The organism is Curtobacterium sp. MCLR17_031 (assembly GCF_003234775.2).
Classification (GTDB): Bacteria; Actinomycetota; Actinomycetes; order Actinomycetales; family Microbacteriaceae; genus Curtobacterium; species Curtobacterium flaccumfaciens.
The window spans coordinates 141009-156355 of the sequence record NZ_CP126270.1; the positions used below are offsets into that span (position 1 = coordinate 141009).

The 15347-nt window shown below is 72.3% G+C and carries 17 protein-coding genes; 11 read left to right on the plus strand and 6 right to left on the minus strand.

Going from position 1 to position 15347, the window contains the following annotated elements:
* Both DEI96_RS00685 and DEI96_RS00690 read right to left on the minus strand, forming a co-directional pair.
* A complete protein-coding gene (locus DEI96_RS00685) occupies nucleotides 1-399 on the minus strand; it encodes an NUDIX hydrolase (RefSeq protein WP_111022400.1) in 399 nt (132 codons plus the stop codon).
* A gap of 35 nt (nucleotides 400-434) precedes the next feature.
* Nucleotides 435-1757 (minus strand): glutamyl-tRNA reductase, encoded by a 1323-nt coding sequence (locus DEI96_RS00690; protein ID WP_110863603.1) that lies wholly within the window; start codon nucleotides 1755-1757, stop codon nucleotides 435-437.
* Between the two features lie 38 nt (nucleotides 1758-1795).
* Here DEI96_RS00690 and hemE point away from each other — a divergent pair, with 38 nt between their 5' ends.
* The 11 genes from hemE to hemL all read left to right on the plus strand — a co-directional run bounded on the left by hemE (nucleotide 1796) and on the right by hemL (nucleotide 11721).
* A complete protein-coding gene (hemE, locus tag DEI96_RS00695; protein ID WP_111022399.1) occupies nucleotides 1796-2932 on the plus strand; it encodes a uroporphyrinogen decarboxylase in 1137 nt (378 codons plus the stop codon).
* The gene (locus DEI96_RS00700; RefSeq protein ID WP_111022398.1) at nucleotides 2929-4245 is read left to right on the plus strand and encodes a protoporphyrinogen/coproporphyrinogen oxidase; all 1317 of its coding nucleotides are present in this window, start codon (nucleotides 2929-2931) and stop codon (nucleotides 4243-4245) included. The genes hemE and DEI96_RS00700 overlap by 4 nt, the downstream gene beginning before the upstream one ends.
* A 100-nt stretch (nucleotides 4246-4345) precedes the next feature.
* Entirely contained in the window at nucleotides 4346-4600 is a 255-nt protein-coding gene (locus DEI96_RS00705; RefSeq protein ID WP_017887727.1) for a hypothetical protein, read from the plus strand.
* Nucleotides 4597-5055: a phage holin family protein gene (locus tag DEI96_RS00710; RefSeq protein ID WP_071404474.1), complete on the plus strand. Its 459-nt coding sequence runs from the start codon at nucleotides 4597-4599 to the stop codon at nucleotides 5053-5055. Before DEI96_RS00705 ends, DEI96_RS00710 begins: the two co-directional genes overlap by 4 nt.
* Before the next feature lie 41 nt (nucleotides 5056-5096).
* Nucleotides 5097-5327: a DUF3618 domain-containing protein gene (locus DEI96_RS00715; RefSeq protein WP_071404475.1), complete on the plus strand. Its 231-nt coding sequence runs from the start codon at nucleotides 5097-5099 to the stop codon at nucleotides 5325-5327.
* Between the two features lie 68 nt (nucleotides 5328-5395).
* A complete protein-coding gene (hemQ, locus tag DEI96_RS00720) occupies nucleotides 5396-6163 on the plus strand; it encodes a hydrogen peroxide-dependent heme synthase (RefSeq protein ID WP_175330816.1) in 768 nt (255 codons plus the stop codon).
* Nucleotides 6160-7392, plus strand: coding sequence for a ferrochelatase (locus DEI96_RS00725; protein ID WP_111022397.1), 1233 nt, complete (start codon nucleotides 6160-6162; stop codon nucleotides 7390-7392). The genes hemQ and DEI96_RS00725 overlap by 4 nt, the downstream gene beginning before the upstream one ends.
* On the plus strand, nucleotides 7389-8441 hold the full coding sequence (hemC, locus tag DEI96_RS00730) for a hydroxymethylbilane synthase (protein WP_244993316.1): 1053 nt from the start codon (nucleotides 7389-7391) through the stop codon (nucleotides 8439-8441). The genes DEI96_RS00725 and hemC overlap by 4 nt, the downstream gene beginning before the upstream one ends.
* Nucleotides 8442-8759: 318 nt before the next feature.
* Nucleotides 8760-9341: a uroporphyrinogen-III synthase gene (locus tag DEI96_RS00735; protein ID WP_258372699.1), complete on the plus strand. Its 582-nt coding sequence runs from the start codon at nucleotides 8760-8762 to the stop codon at nucleotides 9339-9341.
* Nucleotides 9338-10393, plus strand: a complete 1056-nt coding sequence (gene hemB / locus DEI96_RS00740; RefSeq protein ID WP_258372698.1) for a porphobilinogen synthase — start codon at nucleotides 9338-9340, stop codon at nucleotides 10391-10393. The genes DEI96_RS00735 and hemB overlap by 4 nt, the downstream gene beginning before the upstream one ends.
* Nucleotides 10390-11721 (plus strand): glutamate-1-semialdehyde 2,1-aminomutase, encoded by a 1332-nt coding sequence (gene hemL, locus DEI96_RS00745; protein WP_111022395.1) that lies wholly within the window; start codon nucleotides 10390-10392, stop codon nucleotides 11719-11721. Before hemB ends, hemL begins: the two co-directional genes overlap by 4 nt.
* Before the next feature lie 9 nt (nucleotides 11722-11730).
* On the opposite strand, the gene DEI96_RS00750 is transcribed toward hemL, so the two are convergent.
* The 4 genes from DEI96_RS00750 to DEI96_RS00765 form a co-directional block, all read right to left on the minus strand.
* On the minus strand, nucleotides 11731-12414 hold the full coding sequence (locus tag DEI96_RS00750) for a hypothetical protein (RefSeq protein ID WP_111022394.1): 684 nt from the start codon (nucleotides 12412-12414) through the stop codon (nucleotides 11731-11733).
* 99 nt (nucleotides 12415-12513) lie between these two features.
* On the minus strand, nucleotides 12514-13311 hold the full coding sequence (locus tag DEI96_RS00755; protein ID WP_111022393.1) for an ABC transporter ATP-binding protein: 798 nt from the start codon (nucleotides 13309-13311) through the stop codon (nucleotides 12514-12516).
* The gene (locus DEI96_RS00760; RefSeq protein WP_111022392.1) at nucleotides 13308-14630 is read right to left on the minus strand and encodes a GntR family transcriptional regulator; all 1323 of its coding nucleotides are present in this window, start codon (nucleotides 14628-14630) and stop codon (nucleotides 13308-13310) included. Before DEI96_RS00760 ends, DEI96_RS00755 begins: the two co-directional genes overlap by 4 nt.
* A 3-nt stretch (nucleotides 14631-14633) precedes the next feature.
* Entirely contained in the window at nucleotides 14634-15302 is a 669-nt protein-coding gene (locus tag DEI96_RS00765; protein ID WP_111022391.1) for a GntR family transcriptional regulator, read from the minus strand.
* Nucleotides 15303-15347 lie beyond the last annotated feature (45 nt).

Genomic DNA, 15347 nt, shown 5'->3' on the forward strand with positions numbered 1-15347 from the left:
TCAGTCGATGAGCTCCGCCGCCACCAGGCGGCGGAGCGTCTCCACGCCAGCAGGCGGGCAGCGGTCCGCGTCGGCGGAGGTGACCCACTCGACCTCGTCCACCTCGGCCGAGGCGACGGGCGTGGCGGAGTCCAGCGGGCCTCCCGGCCGGACCAGGAACAGCGTCATCGCGACCATGGTCCCCGGAGCCTGCCCGTGGGCGGGCTCGAGCACGACGCCGAACGGGTCGACGTCGTCGGCGGTGAGCCCCAGGCCGGTCTCCTCGTACGCCTCGCGCACCGCGGCCTCGACGTCGGTCTCGTGCGGCTCCGCCTTGCCGCCGGGCAGGTAGAGCACGTCGCGCGCCCGGGCGCGCACCATCAGGACACGTCGGTCACGCACCAGCAGCAGCGCACTCACGCGCAGCGTGGGTGGTTGCGAGCCTGTCTGGAGGCTCAGCTCGCGTCCGCCTGGTCGTCGCGATCCGAGGCGGTCGGGTCCAGTGCCGTGCGGTCGGCCAGCGGGACGACGGGCGACGGCAGCTCCGGCTCGGCCTCCGGCCGGACGCCGTACAGGGAGTCGATCGCCCCGACGAACTCCTCGCCGCGACCGGCGCGACCGAGCTCACGAGCGCGGACCGAGGGACGGTGCAGCAGGACGCCGACCAGGTGCCGGAGCGCCCGCTCGGTGTGCTCGACGGACTCGCCGTCGGCGTCCGCGCGGCGCTTGGCCCGCTCGATCTCGTCGTCGAGGATGTCGAACACGTGCTTGCGGAACGCCACGAGCGCCGGGGTCGTCGACTGCTCCATCGCCTGCGCGCGGAACCGGGACACGGCGTCGTCGACCATCGCGCGGGCCTCGGACTCGGCGTTCAGCTCGGAGATCGGGGCGTGGATGCTGATCGTCTCGAGGTCGAGCAGTTCGACGCCGTCGACGCCGGCGGCTGCGGGGTCGACGTTGCGGGGGAGCCCGAGGTCGATGACGATGCGGCGGACCCCGTCGTCGAGGTCGGCCGGTGCGACGACCGGGACCTCGCTCGAGGTGCAGGTGATCAGGACGTCGCTCTCGCCGATGGCCTGGCGCAGGTCACGGGCGGCGACGAGGTCGTGCTTGGCGGCGAACCAGGGTGCCCGGCCCGAGGGCGAGAACACCTGGATGTTCGTGGCGCCGCGGTCACGCAGGGCGGCGATGGTGGTGGCCGCGTAGCTGCCGGTGCCGACGAGCAGCACGCGGGTGCGGGCCCAGTCGGTGACCCGCGACGAGGCGAGTTCGAGGCCGAGGCGCACGAGCGACCGGCCGGCGGCGCCGATGCGGGTGCGGGTCTTGACGCCGCGCGAGGTGTGCGCGGCCTCTTGGAACAGGCGCTCGAGGTCCGAGGTGGTGGTGCCGTTCGACCGGGCGTCCTCGAGCGAGCGACGGACCTGGCCGGAGATCTCGGTCTCGCCGACGACGACGGACTCGAGACCGCTCGACACGGCGAACAGGTGCTGCACGACGTCCTTGCCGTCCAGCACGTTGACGGAGTCCAGGACCTCGGTGGCGTCCAGGTCGCTCGCGGCGGCCACGGCCTGCACGGTGGCGGAGACGGCGGAGTCGCTCTCGTCGCCCGCGATGTCGAGGTACGCCTCGAAGCGGTTGCAGGTCGCGAGGACCACTGCACCGTCCAGGACGCCGGCATCCGTGACGAGTCGGCTGGCTGCCGCGGGTGCACCGATGCTCAGTCGCTCCAGGAGATCGAAGCTGGCGTTGCGATGCGACGCCGTGAGACAGATGAGCACGTAGTCAATGGTAACGCGCTCGATGGGAGAATCATCCGGTGACCGAAGCGACGACCACATCCCTCCCCGACTCCCACCCCCTGGCATCAGGGCGGACGAGTGGTTCCCGCCTGGTGCGGGCCCTGCGGGGTGACCGTCCGGAGACGCTCCCGGTGTGGTTCATGCGGCAGGCCGGACGGTCCCTGCCGGAGTACCGGGAGCTTCGGATCGGCACAGCCATGCTCGACGCGTGCCTCGACCCGGAGATGGCGTCGGAGATCACCCTGCAGCCGGTCCGCCGGCACGGGGTCGACGCGGGCATCTTCTTCAGCGACATCGTCGTGCCGATCAAGCTCGCCGGTGTGGACGTCGAGATCGTCCCCGGTCGTGGCCCGGTGCTCTCATCGCCGATCCGGACCCCCGCCGACGTCGACGCCCTCGAGCAGCTCGACCCCGCGGCCCTCGCCCCCATCGAGCAGGCCGTCCGGCGCACGGTCGAGCAGCTCGGCGACACCCCGCTGATCGGCTTCGCGGGGGCACCGTTCACCCTCGCCGCCTACCTGGTCGAGGGTGGCCCGTCCAAGGACCACATCCGCGCCCGCACGCTCATGCACGCCGACCCCGAGACCTGGTCGCGCCTGCTCGCGTGGGCCGCCGAGGTGTCCGGGATGTTCCTCCGGGCACAGGTGCTCGCCGGGGCCTCGGCCGCGCAGCTCTTCGACTCGTGGGTCGGGTCGCTCTCCCGCGCCGACTACGTCCGGTCCGTCGCACCGCACTCCGCGCAGGCGATGTCGCACGTCGCCGAGCTCGGGGTGCCGCGCATCCACTTCGGCGTCGGCAGCGGCGAGGTCCTGGCCGACATGACGACCTTCGGCACGGACACCGTCGGCGTCGACGCGGTCGGGGTCGACTGGCGCCTGCCGCTCGACCAGGCGGTCCAGCGTGTCGGCACCGGGGTCAGCGTGCAGGGCAACATCGACCCGGCGATGCTCTCGGCGCCGTGGGATGTCCTCGAAGCGCACGTCCGCGACGTCGTCCGTCGGGGTGGTGCCGCACGTGCCCACGTCGTGAACCTCGGCCACGGGGTCCCGCCCGAGACCGACCCGGACGTCCTGACCCGCGTGGTCGAGCTGGTCCACTCGCTCGGCGACGGCCGCTCGGACGACGGTGCAGCGCAGGACGGAGCCGGCGCGTGACCGACGTCGTCGTGGTCGGCGGCGGGATCGCCGGGCTCGTCACCGCCCGTGACCTCGCCAAGGGCGGCGCCCACGTGGTGCTCGTCGAGTCCTCGGGTGAGCTCGGCGGCATGATCCGTCGGCACACCGTCGGCGGGATCGACCTCGACATGGCGGCGGACTCCTTCGCCACCCGCACGGACGCCGTCGGCCGCCTGGCGATCGAGCTCGGGCTCGGCAACGACGTCGTCGCCCCCGACCCGCGCGGCGCCTGGCTGATGACCCGCGACGGTCGGACCTCCCCGATCCCGGCGACCGGACTCCTCGGCATCCCGAGCACCCCGATGGCCGCCGACGTGCTGGCCGTGGTCGGGCAGAAGGGTGGCCTGCGCGCCCAGATGGACTCGTTGCTGCCGGCACCGGTGGGCGCCAAGGCGTCCTCGCTCGGCGAACTCGTCCGCCGGCGCATGGGGGAGCGGGTGCTCGACGACCTCGTGGTGCCGATCGCCGGTGGCGTGCACTCCACCCACCCCGACCAGCTCGACCCCGACCGGGTCGCTCCGGGCCTGCGCGCTGCACTGCTGCGCGAGGGCTCGCTCGCCCGGGCCGTCCTGTCGCTGCGGGCACGCGCGGCCGCCGGCACCCCGGTGCAGGGGATCCGCGGTGGGACGGTGCGCCTGGTGGACGAGCTCGTCGCCGACATGGCGACCTACGGGGTGGACGTCCGGCTGCACACCCGGGCGACCCGCATCGAGGCGCACGCGGTCGAGATCGTCGGCGCCGACGGCACGACCGAACGGCTGCCGGCCCAGCACACCCTGTCCTCCGTCGCCGACCCGGAGCGCACCGCTGCCCCCGACCGGACGGGCATCCAGCTCGTCACGCTCGTCGTCGACCAGCCCGAGCTCGACGCCGCCCCGCGTGGCACGGGGATGCTCGTGCACCCGGACGCGCAGGCCGTGTCGGCGAAGGCCCTCACGCACGCGACGGTGAAGTGGCCGTGGCTGGCCGACGTGGCGGACGGACGCCACGTCCTGCGGCTCAGCTACGCGACCACCGCGACGGACCCTGCGGGCGTGGCCACGAGCCTCCCGGTCGACCCGACCGACCCCGTCGGCAGCCGTGCGCTGCATGACGCGTCCACGCTGCTCGGTGTGCCGATCACGGCCGACCGCGTCAGCGGCGCCGCACGCGTCGGCTGGTACGGACCGGACCTGGCAGCGTCCGGGCTGGCCGAGGGCGTCGTCGGGATCGGCGAGGCCTCGACCGGACGCGGCCTGGCGGGCATCATCGGCGCCGCTCGGAAGGCAGCCGACGAGATCCTCGCTTCCTGAGCGGACCGCGCAGCCCCTGAGGGCTACTGTTGGTGAGACCGCCGGACGTATTCCGTTCGGTGCATGACCACCGCACAACCAATGCACGGAGGAATCGCACATGCGCGGAAAGCTCCTGTTCGTCGCCGGCGCCGCACTCGGGTACGTCCTGGGATCGCGAGCCGGACGGGCGCGGTACGAGCAGATCAAGACCGTCAGCGGCAAGGTCTGGAACAGCAACGGCGTCCAGAAGGGCGTGCACGTCGCCGAGGACTTCATCGCCGACAAGACCCCGGACGTCGCCGAGTTCATCGGTGAGACGACCAAGAAGGCCGTCCGCAAGGTCGGCCAGAAGAAGGACACCACCACCTCATGACCGACACCCGCGATCGCAAGTCGCGTTCGCTGTTCGGCCTGGTCGGCGACGTCCCGAAGCTCGTCAAGGGCCTGGTCAAGGGCGAGATCGACCTGCTCAAGGCCGAGATGCTCGCGAAGGCGAAGATCTTCGGCCTCGCAGCCGGTCTGCTGGTCGGTGCGCTTGTCGTCGTGCTCTACGCGATCGGCGTCCTGCTGACCGCAGCCGTGATGGGTCTCGCGACCGTGATGCCGGCGTGGCTGGCAGCACTGGTGGTGGCCGTGGTGATGCTGATCATCGCCGCGATCCTCGGCCTGATCGGCTGGAAGCGCCTGAAGAAGGGCCTGCCGATCACGCCGAAGCGCACGATCGCCAGCGTCAAGGACGACATCAACGCGGTCAAGGGCCTCGGCAAGAAGCCGACCCCGCCGACGCAGTACGGCAGCCGCAAGCCGGACGTCGACGGCCGCTCCTGAGCCCCGACAGCCCCGACAGCCGCACCACCGACGGAGGAACCGTGACCGACCCGCACGACGATCTCGCTGCTCGCGTCGCCGCGACCCGCGCCCAGCTGTTCGACACCCTCGACGCGATCGAGGACAAGCTCAACGTCCCGAAGCAGATCGGGATCGCGGCGTCGAAGTTCAAGCGCGGCCTCGACGAGAAGCCGGTGCCCTACCTGGCTGGTCTCGCAGCCGGTGTGGCGGTGGTCGGGGGTATCGTCGTGCTGGTGCTCCGACGGCGGTAGACCGCCCGAGCGCGGTCCACCGGATGCGGGGCGGCCAACACCCTGGCAACCGATAGGACAATGGATCCATGAGCTCCGACGCGCCCACGAACACCGGGCCCGTGCCCGCGCACGACCACCCACACACGGAACCCGCCGAGACCGGCCAGCCGGACTCCGGGATCGACCCGAACCTGCTGACGGCCTACGCCCTCTGGGCAGTGTTCCGCCGGCCCCTCGGTCCGGTCCACCGCGTCGGCGACGACGCCGTGGCCGAACTCGACACCGTGATCGCCAGCGCCGCCGAGCGCGGGGTCACGATCCGTGGCTTCTACGACGTCTCGGCCTTCCGTGCCGACGCCGACGTCATGGTCTGGCTGCACGGCGACGACGCACAGGCGATCCAGGCCGTGCTGCGCGAGATCCGTCGCACCGGCCTGTTCCAGGACGCCGAGCCGGTCTGGCACGTCATGGCCATGCACCGCGAGGCCGAGTTCAACAAGCGGCACACCCCCGCGTTCCTGCGCGGCAAGGACCCCGAGGCGTGGATCACGGTGTACCCGTTCGTCCGCTCCTACGAGTGGTACCTGCTGCCGGAAGAGGAGCGCTCGAAGATGCTCCGCGACCACGGCATCGCCGGCGCGAAGTACCGTCGCGTGCTCACGAACACCATCGCGACCTTCGCCCTGAGCGACTACGAGTGGATCCTGCCGCTCGAGAGCCCGGACCTCGTCGACCTCGTCGACCTGATGCGCGATCTCCGCTACACCGAAGCGCGCATGCACGTGCGCGAAGAGGTCCCCTTCTTCACGGGTCGTCGTGTGACGACCGCCGAACTCCCGGAGGTGCTGTCATGACCGACACCAGCATGATCACGAACGGCCAGGTCCTCGCCGCCACCCCCGCGGCGGCGTCCGGTCCCGAGCACGTCGAGACCCCGACCGCCTACGACGCGATCCTGCTCGCCGGCTTCGGTGGCCCCGAGGGCCAGGACGACGTCATCCCCTTCCTGCGGAACGTCACCCGTGGCCGCGGGATCCCGGACGAGCGCCTGGAGGAGGTGGCGCACCACTACCGCCACTTCGGCGGCGTGAGCCCGATCAACGCGCAGAACCGTGCGCTCAAGGCCGCGCTCGAGGCCGAGCTGGCGTCGCGCGGCATCGACATGCCGGTCCTCTGGGGCAACCGCAACTGGGAGCCCTACCTGGAAGAAGCCTTCACCGAGGCCGCGGACAAGGGCTACACGAAGCTCGTCGCCATCGCCACGAGCGCGTACTCGTCGTTCTCGAGCTGCCGGCAGTACCGCGAGGACTACGCCCGCGTGCTCAACGAGACCGGTCTGATCGACACCATCCAGATCGACAAGGTCCGCCAGTTCTTCGACCACCCGGGCTTCGTCCGCCCGTTCATCGACGGCGTCCGCGACGGCATGGCCCGCGCGATCGCCGAGAACGAGGGCCTGGACGTCGCGACCGAGCTGCAGGTGCTCTTCTCGACGCACTCCATCCCCTCGACCGACGCCGCCCGCTCGGGCCCCGACTACCGCGGGTTCGACGAGCACGGCGCGTACGAGGCGCAGCACCTGGCCGTCGGCGAGGTCGTGCTCGACCAGGCCTGGGCCGAGCTCCTCGAGCAGCCCGAGCACGCCCACCTGCAGGGCACGTCGAAGCCCGCCTGGAAGCTCGTCTACCAGTCGCGCTCCGGCCCCCCGACGCAGCCGTGGCTCGAGCCCGACATCAACGACTACATGAACGAGGACCTCAAGGGCGGCCCGACGCGTGCCGTGCTGATCGTCCCGCTCGGCTTCGTCAGCGACCACATGGAGGTCATGTGGGACCTCGACGAGGAAGCCACCGAGACCGCCGGTGAGCTCGGCTTCTGGTCGCTCCGCACGCAGACCCCCGGCATCGACCCGGCCTACGTGTCCGGTCTCGTCGACCTGGTGCTCGAGCGGGTCAACGGCACGCCCAAGGCCGAGCGCCCGCACATGACCGACATCGGCCCCTGGTACGACGTGTGCCGTCCGGGCTGCTGCGAGAACGTGCGAGCGGGGTTCAAGCCCGCCGCCGCGGGCGTCGCTCCGTGACCGACACGACCGTGAACGACCCCAGCGCCACAGCGCCCGACGGCCCGGTCCCGATCCGGCTCGGCACCCGTGCCAGCCGGCTCGCGGTCGCGCAGTCGCAGGACGTCGCCGACCGCCTGGCGAAGGCGGCCGGCCGACCCGTCGAACTCGTCACCGTCACGAGCGAGGGCGACACGAACCGTGCGTCCCTGGCCTCGCTCGGCGGCACCGGTGTCTTCGCCAGTGCCCTGCGTGAAGCCCTGGTCGCGGGCGAGGTCGACGTGCTCGTGCACTCGCTGAAGGACCTGCCGACCGCGCCGTACCCGGGCCTGACGATCGGTGCCGTGCCGAAGCGTGCGGACGCCCGTGACGTCCTCGTCGCCCGGAACGGTGCCACCGTCGACACGCTGCCCGAGGCGGCGAAGGTCGGCACGGGTTCGCCCCGCCGTGCCGCGCAGCTCCGTGCGGCACGACCGGACCTCGACGTCGTCGACATCCGCGGCAACATCGACACCCGCCTCGGCCGGGTGGACGACGACCTCGACGCCGTGGTGCTCGCCGCCGCCGGCCTCGGGCGCATCGACCGCCTGTCGGCCGCCACGGAACTGCTCGACCTCGGCTTCTGGCCGAGTGCTCCCGGACAGGGTGCGCTCGCGGTGGAGATCCGCACGGACGAGACCGACCGTGGGCTGCTCGCCGCACTCCGCAAGATCGAGCACGCCCCCACCCGCCTGACGGTGACGGCCGAGCGCGAGGTCCTCGCCAAGCTCGAGGCCGGCTGCTCCGCCCCGATCGGTGCGACGGCCGTCGTGGACGCCGAGCTGCTGCTCGTGTCCGCGACCGTCTACCGCCCCGACGGCACCGAGTACCGCACCGCGTCGCACGCGGCCGTGCTCGACGGGTCGGCGCAGGAGCGTCTCGACGAGGCACTCGCGGTCGGTGGACGTGTGGCGACCGAGCTGCTCGAGAACGGCGCCGCTGACCTCGCCGACCTGGCGACCACCGTCGCCGAGGACACCACGGACGGGCCGTACACCGCGGGTCCCGGCCTCGCGACACCGGCCGAGTAGGCGGTCACCACGGAACCCCCCACCACCGCGACGGACGAGGCACGACCCCCGGTCGTCCTCGTCCCGCGTGGCGGTGCGTGGGGGGACCGGGTCGCCGCAGAGGCGCGGGCCCGTGGGCTCGCCCCCGTCGTCGTCCCCCTCATCACGGACGCTCCGCCGTCTGACCCCGCCGCGCTCGACGCTGCGGTCCGCCGCCTGGTCGCCTCCGGAGCGGCCTGGGCCCACGACGCCGGTTCCGGACCGACGCGCCAGCGGCGGGCCGGCCGTGCCGGTGGGGAGAGGCCCGGATCACCGGATACCGTCGGTGACCGGACCCCTGTGGCTGGTTACGCATGGGTGGTGGTGACCAGTGCGACGGCCGTGACGGTCCTGTCGGAACGCGTGGCGGGCCTCCCGGCCGGGGTGCGCGTCGCTGCGGTCGGCGAGCCGACCGCCCGTGCCGCGCGCGCTGTGGGCTGGGTCGTCGACCTGGTGCCGACCGAGACGTCCGCAGCCGGCCTGGTGCAGGAGTTGCCGGACACCGACGGCACCGTGCTGTTCCCCCGCTCCGAGATCGCAGCACCCACGCTCGTCGACGGCCTCCGTGCCCGCGGCATCGACGTGGACGACGTGGTCGCGTACCGTACCGTGGGGACCGGCGACGAGCCGATCACCCTCGAGACGGCGCCCGCTGCGGTGCTCGTGACGAGCGGCAGCGTCGCCCGCGAGATCGCCCGCCGGATGACCCCGCTCGACCCCCGCACCATCGTGGCCTGCATCGGCCCCGGGACCGCGACCGACGCCCGTGCGGCCGGACTCCCCGTGCACGCCGTCGGACGCACACGGTCCGCAGAAGCCCTGCTCGACGCCGTCGTCGAGGCACTGAACCCAACCACCCCCCACCAGGAAGGTCACCCGTGACTGGACGCTTCCCCCAGGTCCGCCCCCGTCGGCTCCGCGCCACCCCCGCGATGCGACGACTCGTGGCCGAGACCCGGCTCCACCCCGCCGAGCTCGTGCTGCCGATGTTCATCCGCGAAGGCGCGACCGACGCCGTGGACATCTCGAGCATGCCGGGCGTGCAGCAGCACTCCCTCGACTCGTTCCGCCGCGCGCTCGTCGACGCCGCGTCGGTCGGTGTGGGTGGCGTGAACCTCTTCGGCGTCCCGACCACGAAGGACGCCGAGGGCTCCGGCGCGACCGACCCGGACGGCATCCTCAACGTGGCGATCCGCGTCGCTCGCGAAGAGGTGGGGGATGCCCTCGTGGTGCAGTCCGACCTGTGCCTCGACGAGTTCACCGACCACGGACACTGCGGTGTGCTGGCCGCCGACGGCTCCGTCGACAACGACGCCACCCTGCTGCGCTACCGCGACATGGCGGTCGCGCAGGCCGAGGCCGGTGCCGAGCTCGTCTGCATGAGCGGCATGATGGACGGCCAGATCGCCGCCGCACGTGACGCCCTCGACGGTGCCGGACACAGCGGCACCGCGCTGCTCGCCTACGCCGCGAAGTACGCCTCGGCGTTCTACGGCCCCTTCCGCGAGGCCGTGTCGTCGTCGCTCGTCGGTGACCGCCGGACGTACCAGATCGACGCCGCGAACGGTCGACAGGGCCTCCGCGAGGTCGAGCTCGACGTCGACGAGGGCGCCGACATCGTGATGGTGAAGCCCGCGATGAGCTACCTCGACGTGCTCGCCGAGACCGCTGCGACCTCGCCGGTCCCGGTCTGGGCGTACCAGATCTCGGGCGAGTACGCGATGATCACCGCAGCAGCGCAGAACGGGTGGATCGACCGCGACGCCGCCGCGATGGAGTCGCTCGTCGGCATCAAGCGCGCCGGTGCCGACGCGATCCTGACCTACTTCGCCGTCGACATCGCGCGGAAGCTCAACGAGGAAGCGGGCCTCCGCACCTCGGGCAGCACCGCGGACGTCGCCGGCATCGCCTCGACCGGGAAGGCCCCCGAATGACCACGAACGACCAGCTCTTCGGCCGTGCCAAGAACGCGATCCCGGGTGGCGTGAACTCCCCGGTCCGCGCCTACGGATCGGTCGGCGGCACCCCGCGGTTCCTGGTGTCCGCGAAGGGCGCCTACGTCACCGACGCCGAGGGTCGCGAGTACGTCGACCTCGTCGCGTCGTGGGGCCCCGCGATCCTCGGGCACGCCCACCCCGGCACGGTCGAGGCCGTGCAGCAGGCCGCCGCGCGCGGACTGTCGTTCGGGGCGTCGACCCCGGGTGAGACCGAGCTGGCCGAACTCGTGAAGCAGCGGGTGTCGGTGGACGGCGACGGCCCCATCGAGAAGCTCCGCATGGTGTCGACCGGCACCGAGGCCACGATGACCGCGATCCGGCTGGCCCGCGGCTACACCGGTCGCGACCTGCTCGTGAAGTTCGCCGGGCACTACCACGGGCACTCGGACTCCCTGCTGGCCGAGGCCGGCTCGGGCGTCGCGACCCTGGCCATGCCGGGCAGCGCGGGCATCACCGCCGAGACCGCCGCGCAGACCCTCGTGCTGCCGTACAACGACCTCGACGCCGTCCGTCGGGCCTTCGACGAGCACTCCGAGCGCATCGCCGCCGTCATCGTCGAGTCGGCCGCCGCGAACATGGGCGTCCTGGCACCGGAGCGCGGCTTCAACCGTGCACTGGCGCAGATCACCCGGTCGCACGGCGCGCTGCTCATCGTCGACGAGGTCCTGACCGGGTTCCGCGTCGGCGCTGCCGGCTGGTGGGGCCTCGAGGCGTCCAAGGTCGTGCCGGACGGTGCCGGGTGGAAGCCCGACCTCATCACGTTCGGCAAGGTCATCGGTGGCGGTATGCCGCTCGCCGCACTCGGCGGTCGGCGGGAGGTCATGGACTTCCTCGCCCCGCTCGGGCCGGTGTACCAGGCGGGCACGCTGTCGGGGAACCCGTTGGCCGTCGCCGCCGGCATCGCCACGCTGCGGGCCGCGACGCCGTCCGTGTACGAGTCGCTCAACCGCACGGCTGCGGTCATCTCCGCGGCCACGTCGGAGGCCCTGTCGGCCGAGGGCGTCGCCCACACCGTGCAGCGCGCCGGCAACCTGTTCTCGTTCGCGTTCACCGAGCAGGCACCGCGGAACTACGACGACGTGCGGGCGCAGGACGTGTTCCGCTACGCGCCGTTCTTCCACGCGATGCTCGACGCCGGGGTGACCCTGCCGCCGAGCGTCTTCGAGGCGTGGTTCGTCACTGCCGCGCACGACGACCGCGCCGTCGGACGGATCCTCGACGCCCTGCCCGCGGCCGCGAAGGCTGCTGCCGCCGCGGCCGCGTGACGTCAGGGCTCAGGAGCAGTCGGCCTTCGTGAAGGTCGTGTCCACGGTCTTCGACGAGCCCTCGAACTTGTACGTGTAGCGCATGTCGACGTCCTCGTCGAGGAGCTTCTTCGTCTCGCTGTTCGAGCAGAGGTTCGGCCCGACGGCGTCGCGGATGGCCCCCTCGGTGATCGAGGCCGGATCGACGTTCGACGACACCGTGTAGTCGTAGTGGATCGCGGCGCCCTCGGCCTCGATCCCGGTCCACGTCGTGACGGAGTCGACCTGCTTGGGCAGGTCGCTCTGCTCGCGGATCTGCTCGACGGCCTTGGAGACCTTCTCTTCCGTGGAGTCGCTGAAGGCTGCGTTGAGGCCCTGGCGGACGAGGAACGCCACCACCACGGCCACGACGACGCCGAGCACCGAGATCAGGACGCGCTTGCCCCGGGAGGACGACGACGTGGGCGGGGGTGCGTAGGGCGCGGCGCCGGCGGGGGCGGCCTGGGCGTACGGCTGGCCGGCGGGCTGCTGCTGCTGCTGCGTGTAGGGCTGGCCGACGGGCTGCTGCTGCGCGTACGGCTGGCTTGCGGGCTGCTGCTGGGGCTGGCCTGCGGGCTGCTGCGGGTACTGCTGGCCGTTCGGGTGGCCGGCGTTGGGCTGCCCGTCGTTCGGCTGCGACTCGGACCCCGGGTAGGGCGGCGGCGTGTTCGTCATGGTTCCCCCTGGTGACGGTCCGCGGCGTGACACCGTGGTGCGGTGCCGGGTCCCTCCCCGACACGGGCCGCGGACACTGAACAGCCATTCAAGCACGCGTCAGGCGGATCGGCGCGCGGCCCAGCGCCCCTCTGCCCGCAGGATCGCGAGCGGGAAGTCGAACGCGTGCGACACCGCCGACGACGTGATGACCTCGTCCGAGGTCCCCTGGGCCACGACGGCACCGTCGCGGAGCAGCATCGCGTGCGACGTCGAGGCCGGCAGGTCCTCCAGGTGGTGGGTCACCATGACGCTGCCCAGCTCGGGGTGCCGGTGCCGCAGCGCATCGACGGTCTCGAGCAGGTGCTCCCGTGCGGCGACGTCGAGCCCGGTCGCCGGTTCGTCGAGCAGGAGCAGCTGGGGTTCGGACATCAGGGCACGGGCGATGAGGGCGCGTCCCCGCTCACCCTGCGAGAGCACCGGCCAGCGGGCGTCCCGTCGTGCGGTGAGCCCGACGTCGGCGATGTGCTGCTCGGCCAGCGCGACCTGCTCGGCCGAGGGGTCCCACCGCATCATGAGGTCCGTCGTGCCGGTCAGCCCGGTGAGCACCGTCTCGAGCACCGTGAGCGGTGAGAGCATCCGGTGGCGGGGGTCGACGTGGCCGATGTGCTCCCGGAGTTCGCGGACGTCGACGCGTCCGAGCCGGCGGCCGAGGACCTCGACCGTGCCCGCGGTGGGGTGTCCGGTCGCGCCGAGGACGGCGAGCAGCGTGGACTTGCCGGCACCGTTCGGTCCGAGCAGCGCCCAGTGCTCCCCGCGCCGGACGGTCAGGTCGACGTCGTGCAGCAGGTCGCGGCCGGAGCGCGTGACGCGGACCCCGGTGGCGTGGATCAGGACGTCGTCGCGCGCGTCGGTCATGACCCCATCGTGCCCCACCGGGCCGTGACGTCGTCCACGTGCGCTCGTGCGACGTCGACGAACCGGCGGGCCGCGACCCGGGCGGCACCGACGTCTCCGCTGCCGGCCGCTGAGTCGAGCGCCAGCCAGAGCGCTTCAGCGTCCCACTGGCGGAACGCCGGGGCCTCGGGCAGCGCGTAGGCGAGCCGGGCCATCGCGAGGCGGAGGGCCTGCCGCGTCCAGCGGTTGCCGGACTGCTCGGCCAGGAACCGGGTGACGGCGAACGCGCTCTCCGTGTACCGGTGGTCGCGCACCTGGCCGTCCGCCCGCGCCCGTTCGACGAGCGCGCGGAACTCCTCGAGCGCGGGTCCCTGCAGACCGGGCAGGACGTGGACGGCACCGTGCGTGAAGACGCCGGGGAGCAGTTCCATGGTGTCGCGCCAGGTCGCGAGCGACGGTTCCACGACGCGGTACCGACCGCCGTCGTCCTCGACGAGCCCGAGGTCGTGCAGCCAGCGCAGCCCGTCGAGGACCTGCTCGGGTGGAGCACCGGTCCGTGTCACGAGGTCCTCGAGCGTGTGCCTGGACCCGACCGCCAACGCGTCGGAGCGGACGTCGCGGAGCAGGGCGCGGCCGACCGGGCCGACACGCTGTTCGGTGGTGTCGTCCGCCGAGCGGCTCGTCCGCGGGACCCCGACGTTCCGCCGGTGGATCTCGAACAGCCCGTCGATGACCTCTGCCGCGGTGGTCGCGACTGCCGGGTCGCCGGTGCCCACGGCACGGCCGGTGGTCACGAACCACGCGTGCACGTCGTGGACCGACCAGGTCTGGGTGGGGACGCGTGCCCACCGCATCCGCTCGAACGCACGCAGGCCCAGGCTGCGCACCAGGGTGTTCGGGGAGTGCTCGAACCAGAACTGGCAGGCGGCGGAGAACGCTGTCGGGTACTCCGGCAGCCGGAGGGCAGCGGTGGTGCGAGCCCGTGCGACCCGGCGATCGAGCTCGGCGTGCAACTCCGGGGTGAGCGCCGGGATCGTCGCGCGGAGGGCCGGGCCGACCAGGGACACCCAGAAGTCCAGTGTGTCCGAGAGGTCGGCGTCCGAGAGCTCCTCGTACCACCACGTGCCGTCCGGGCCCCGGGACAGGATGCCGAGGTCCTCGAGCCGAGCGGCCGCTGCACGGACGCGGCCGCGGGACGTGCCCCACTCCCAGCTCAGTGCTTCGAGGTCGACGGCCACGGGCCCGCGGGGGCCGGTCCGGACGTGGGCGAGCAGGGACGCGTAGGCGTCGTCGTTCGCCGCCGCCCAGGGGTCGGCGTCACCCCACTCGCCGGCGACCACGGGTCAGCCGCGGTCGGCGCGGACCGCCTCGATGTGCTGTTCGAAGTTGCGGGTGAGGGCGCGGCCGGCCTCGGCAGCGCCTTCGCCGTCGCGCTCGGTGAGTGCTTCGCGCAGGATCGAGAAGAACGCCTCGGACCCGTACTGCTCGAACGCCGGCGTGGGGTTGAGCGTGAAGCGGACCCGCTCCATGGCACCGACCGCGGCGTTCTGCACCAGGGGGTTGCCGGAGTGCTCGACCGCGAACTCGATGATCTCGTTGAGGGCGCCGCTGAAGCCGTAGTCCCGCACCTTGCGCATGCGGTCGGCCTTGTCGAGCAGCGCAGTGAGGGCTTCGACGTCCTCGTCGCTGTACTCGGGGACGCCCCAGCGCAGGCTGAGCTCGAAGAACCCGGCGGTCGCGCGGGTCGCGGTGACCCAGTCCTCGAAGGTCGGGGTGGCGACGCGGGTGTACCGGTTCGCCTCCATCTCGACCAGGCCGATGTCGACGAGCTTCGCGATCGCCTCGCGGATCGGGGTGCGACTCACACCCAGCCACTGGACCAGCTCGTCGTCGTTCAGGCGCTCGCCATGCTGCAGTGTGCCGTCGCGGAGGGCCGCGAGCATCTTGTCGTACACGACGTCGCGCAGGAGCTTCCGGGGAGAGCTCTCCACGGTGGACTTGGGGACCGGCATGTCATCTCCTCGAGGACGAAATCGACACTCGAAATCCTAGCGTGC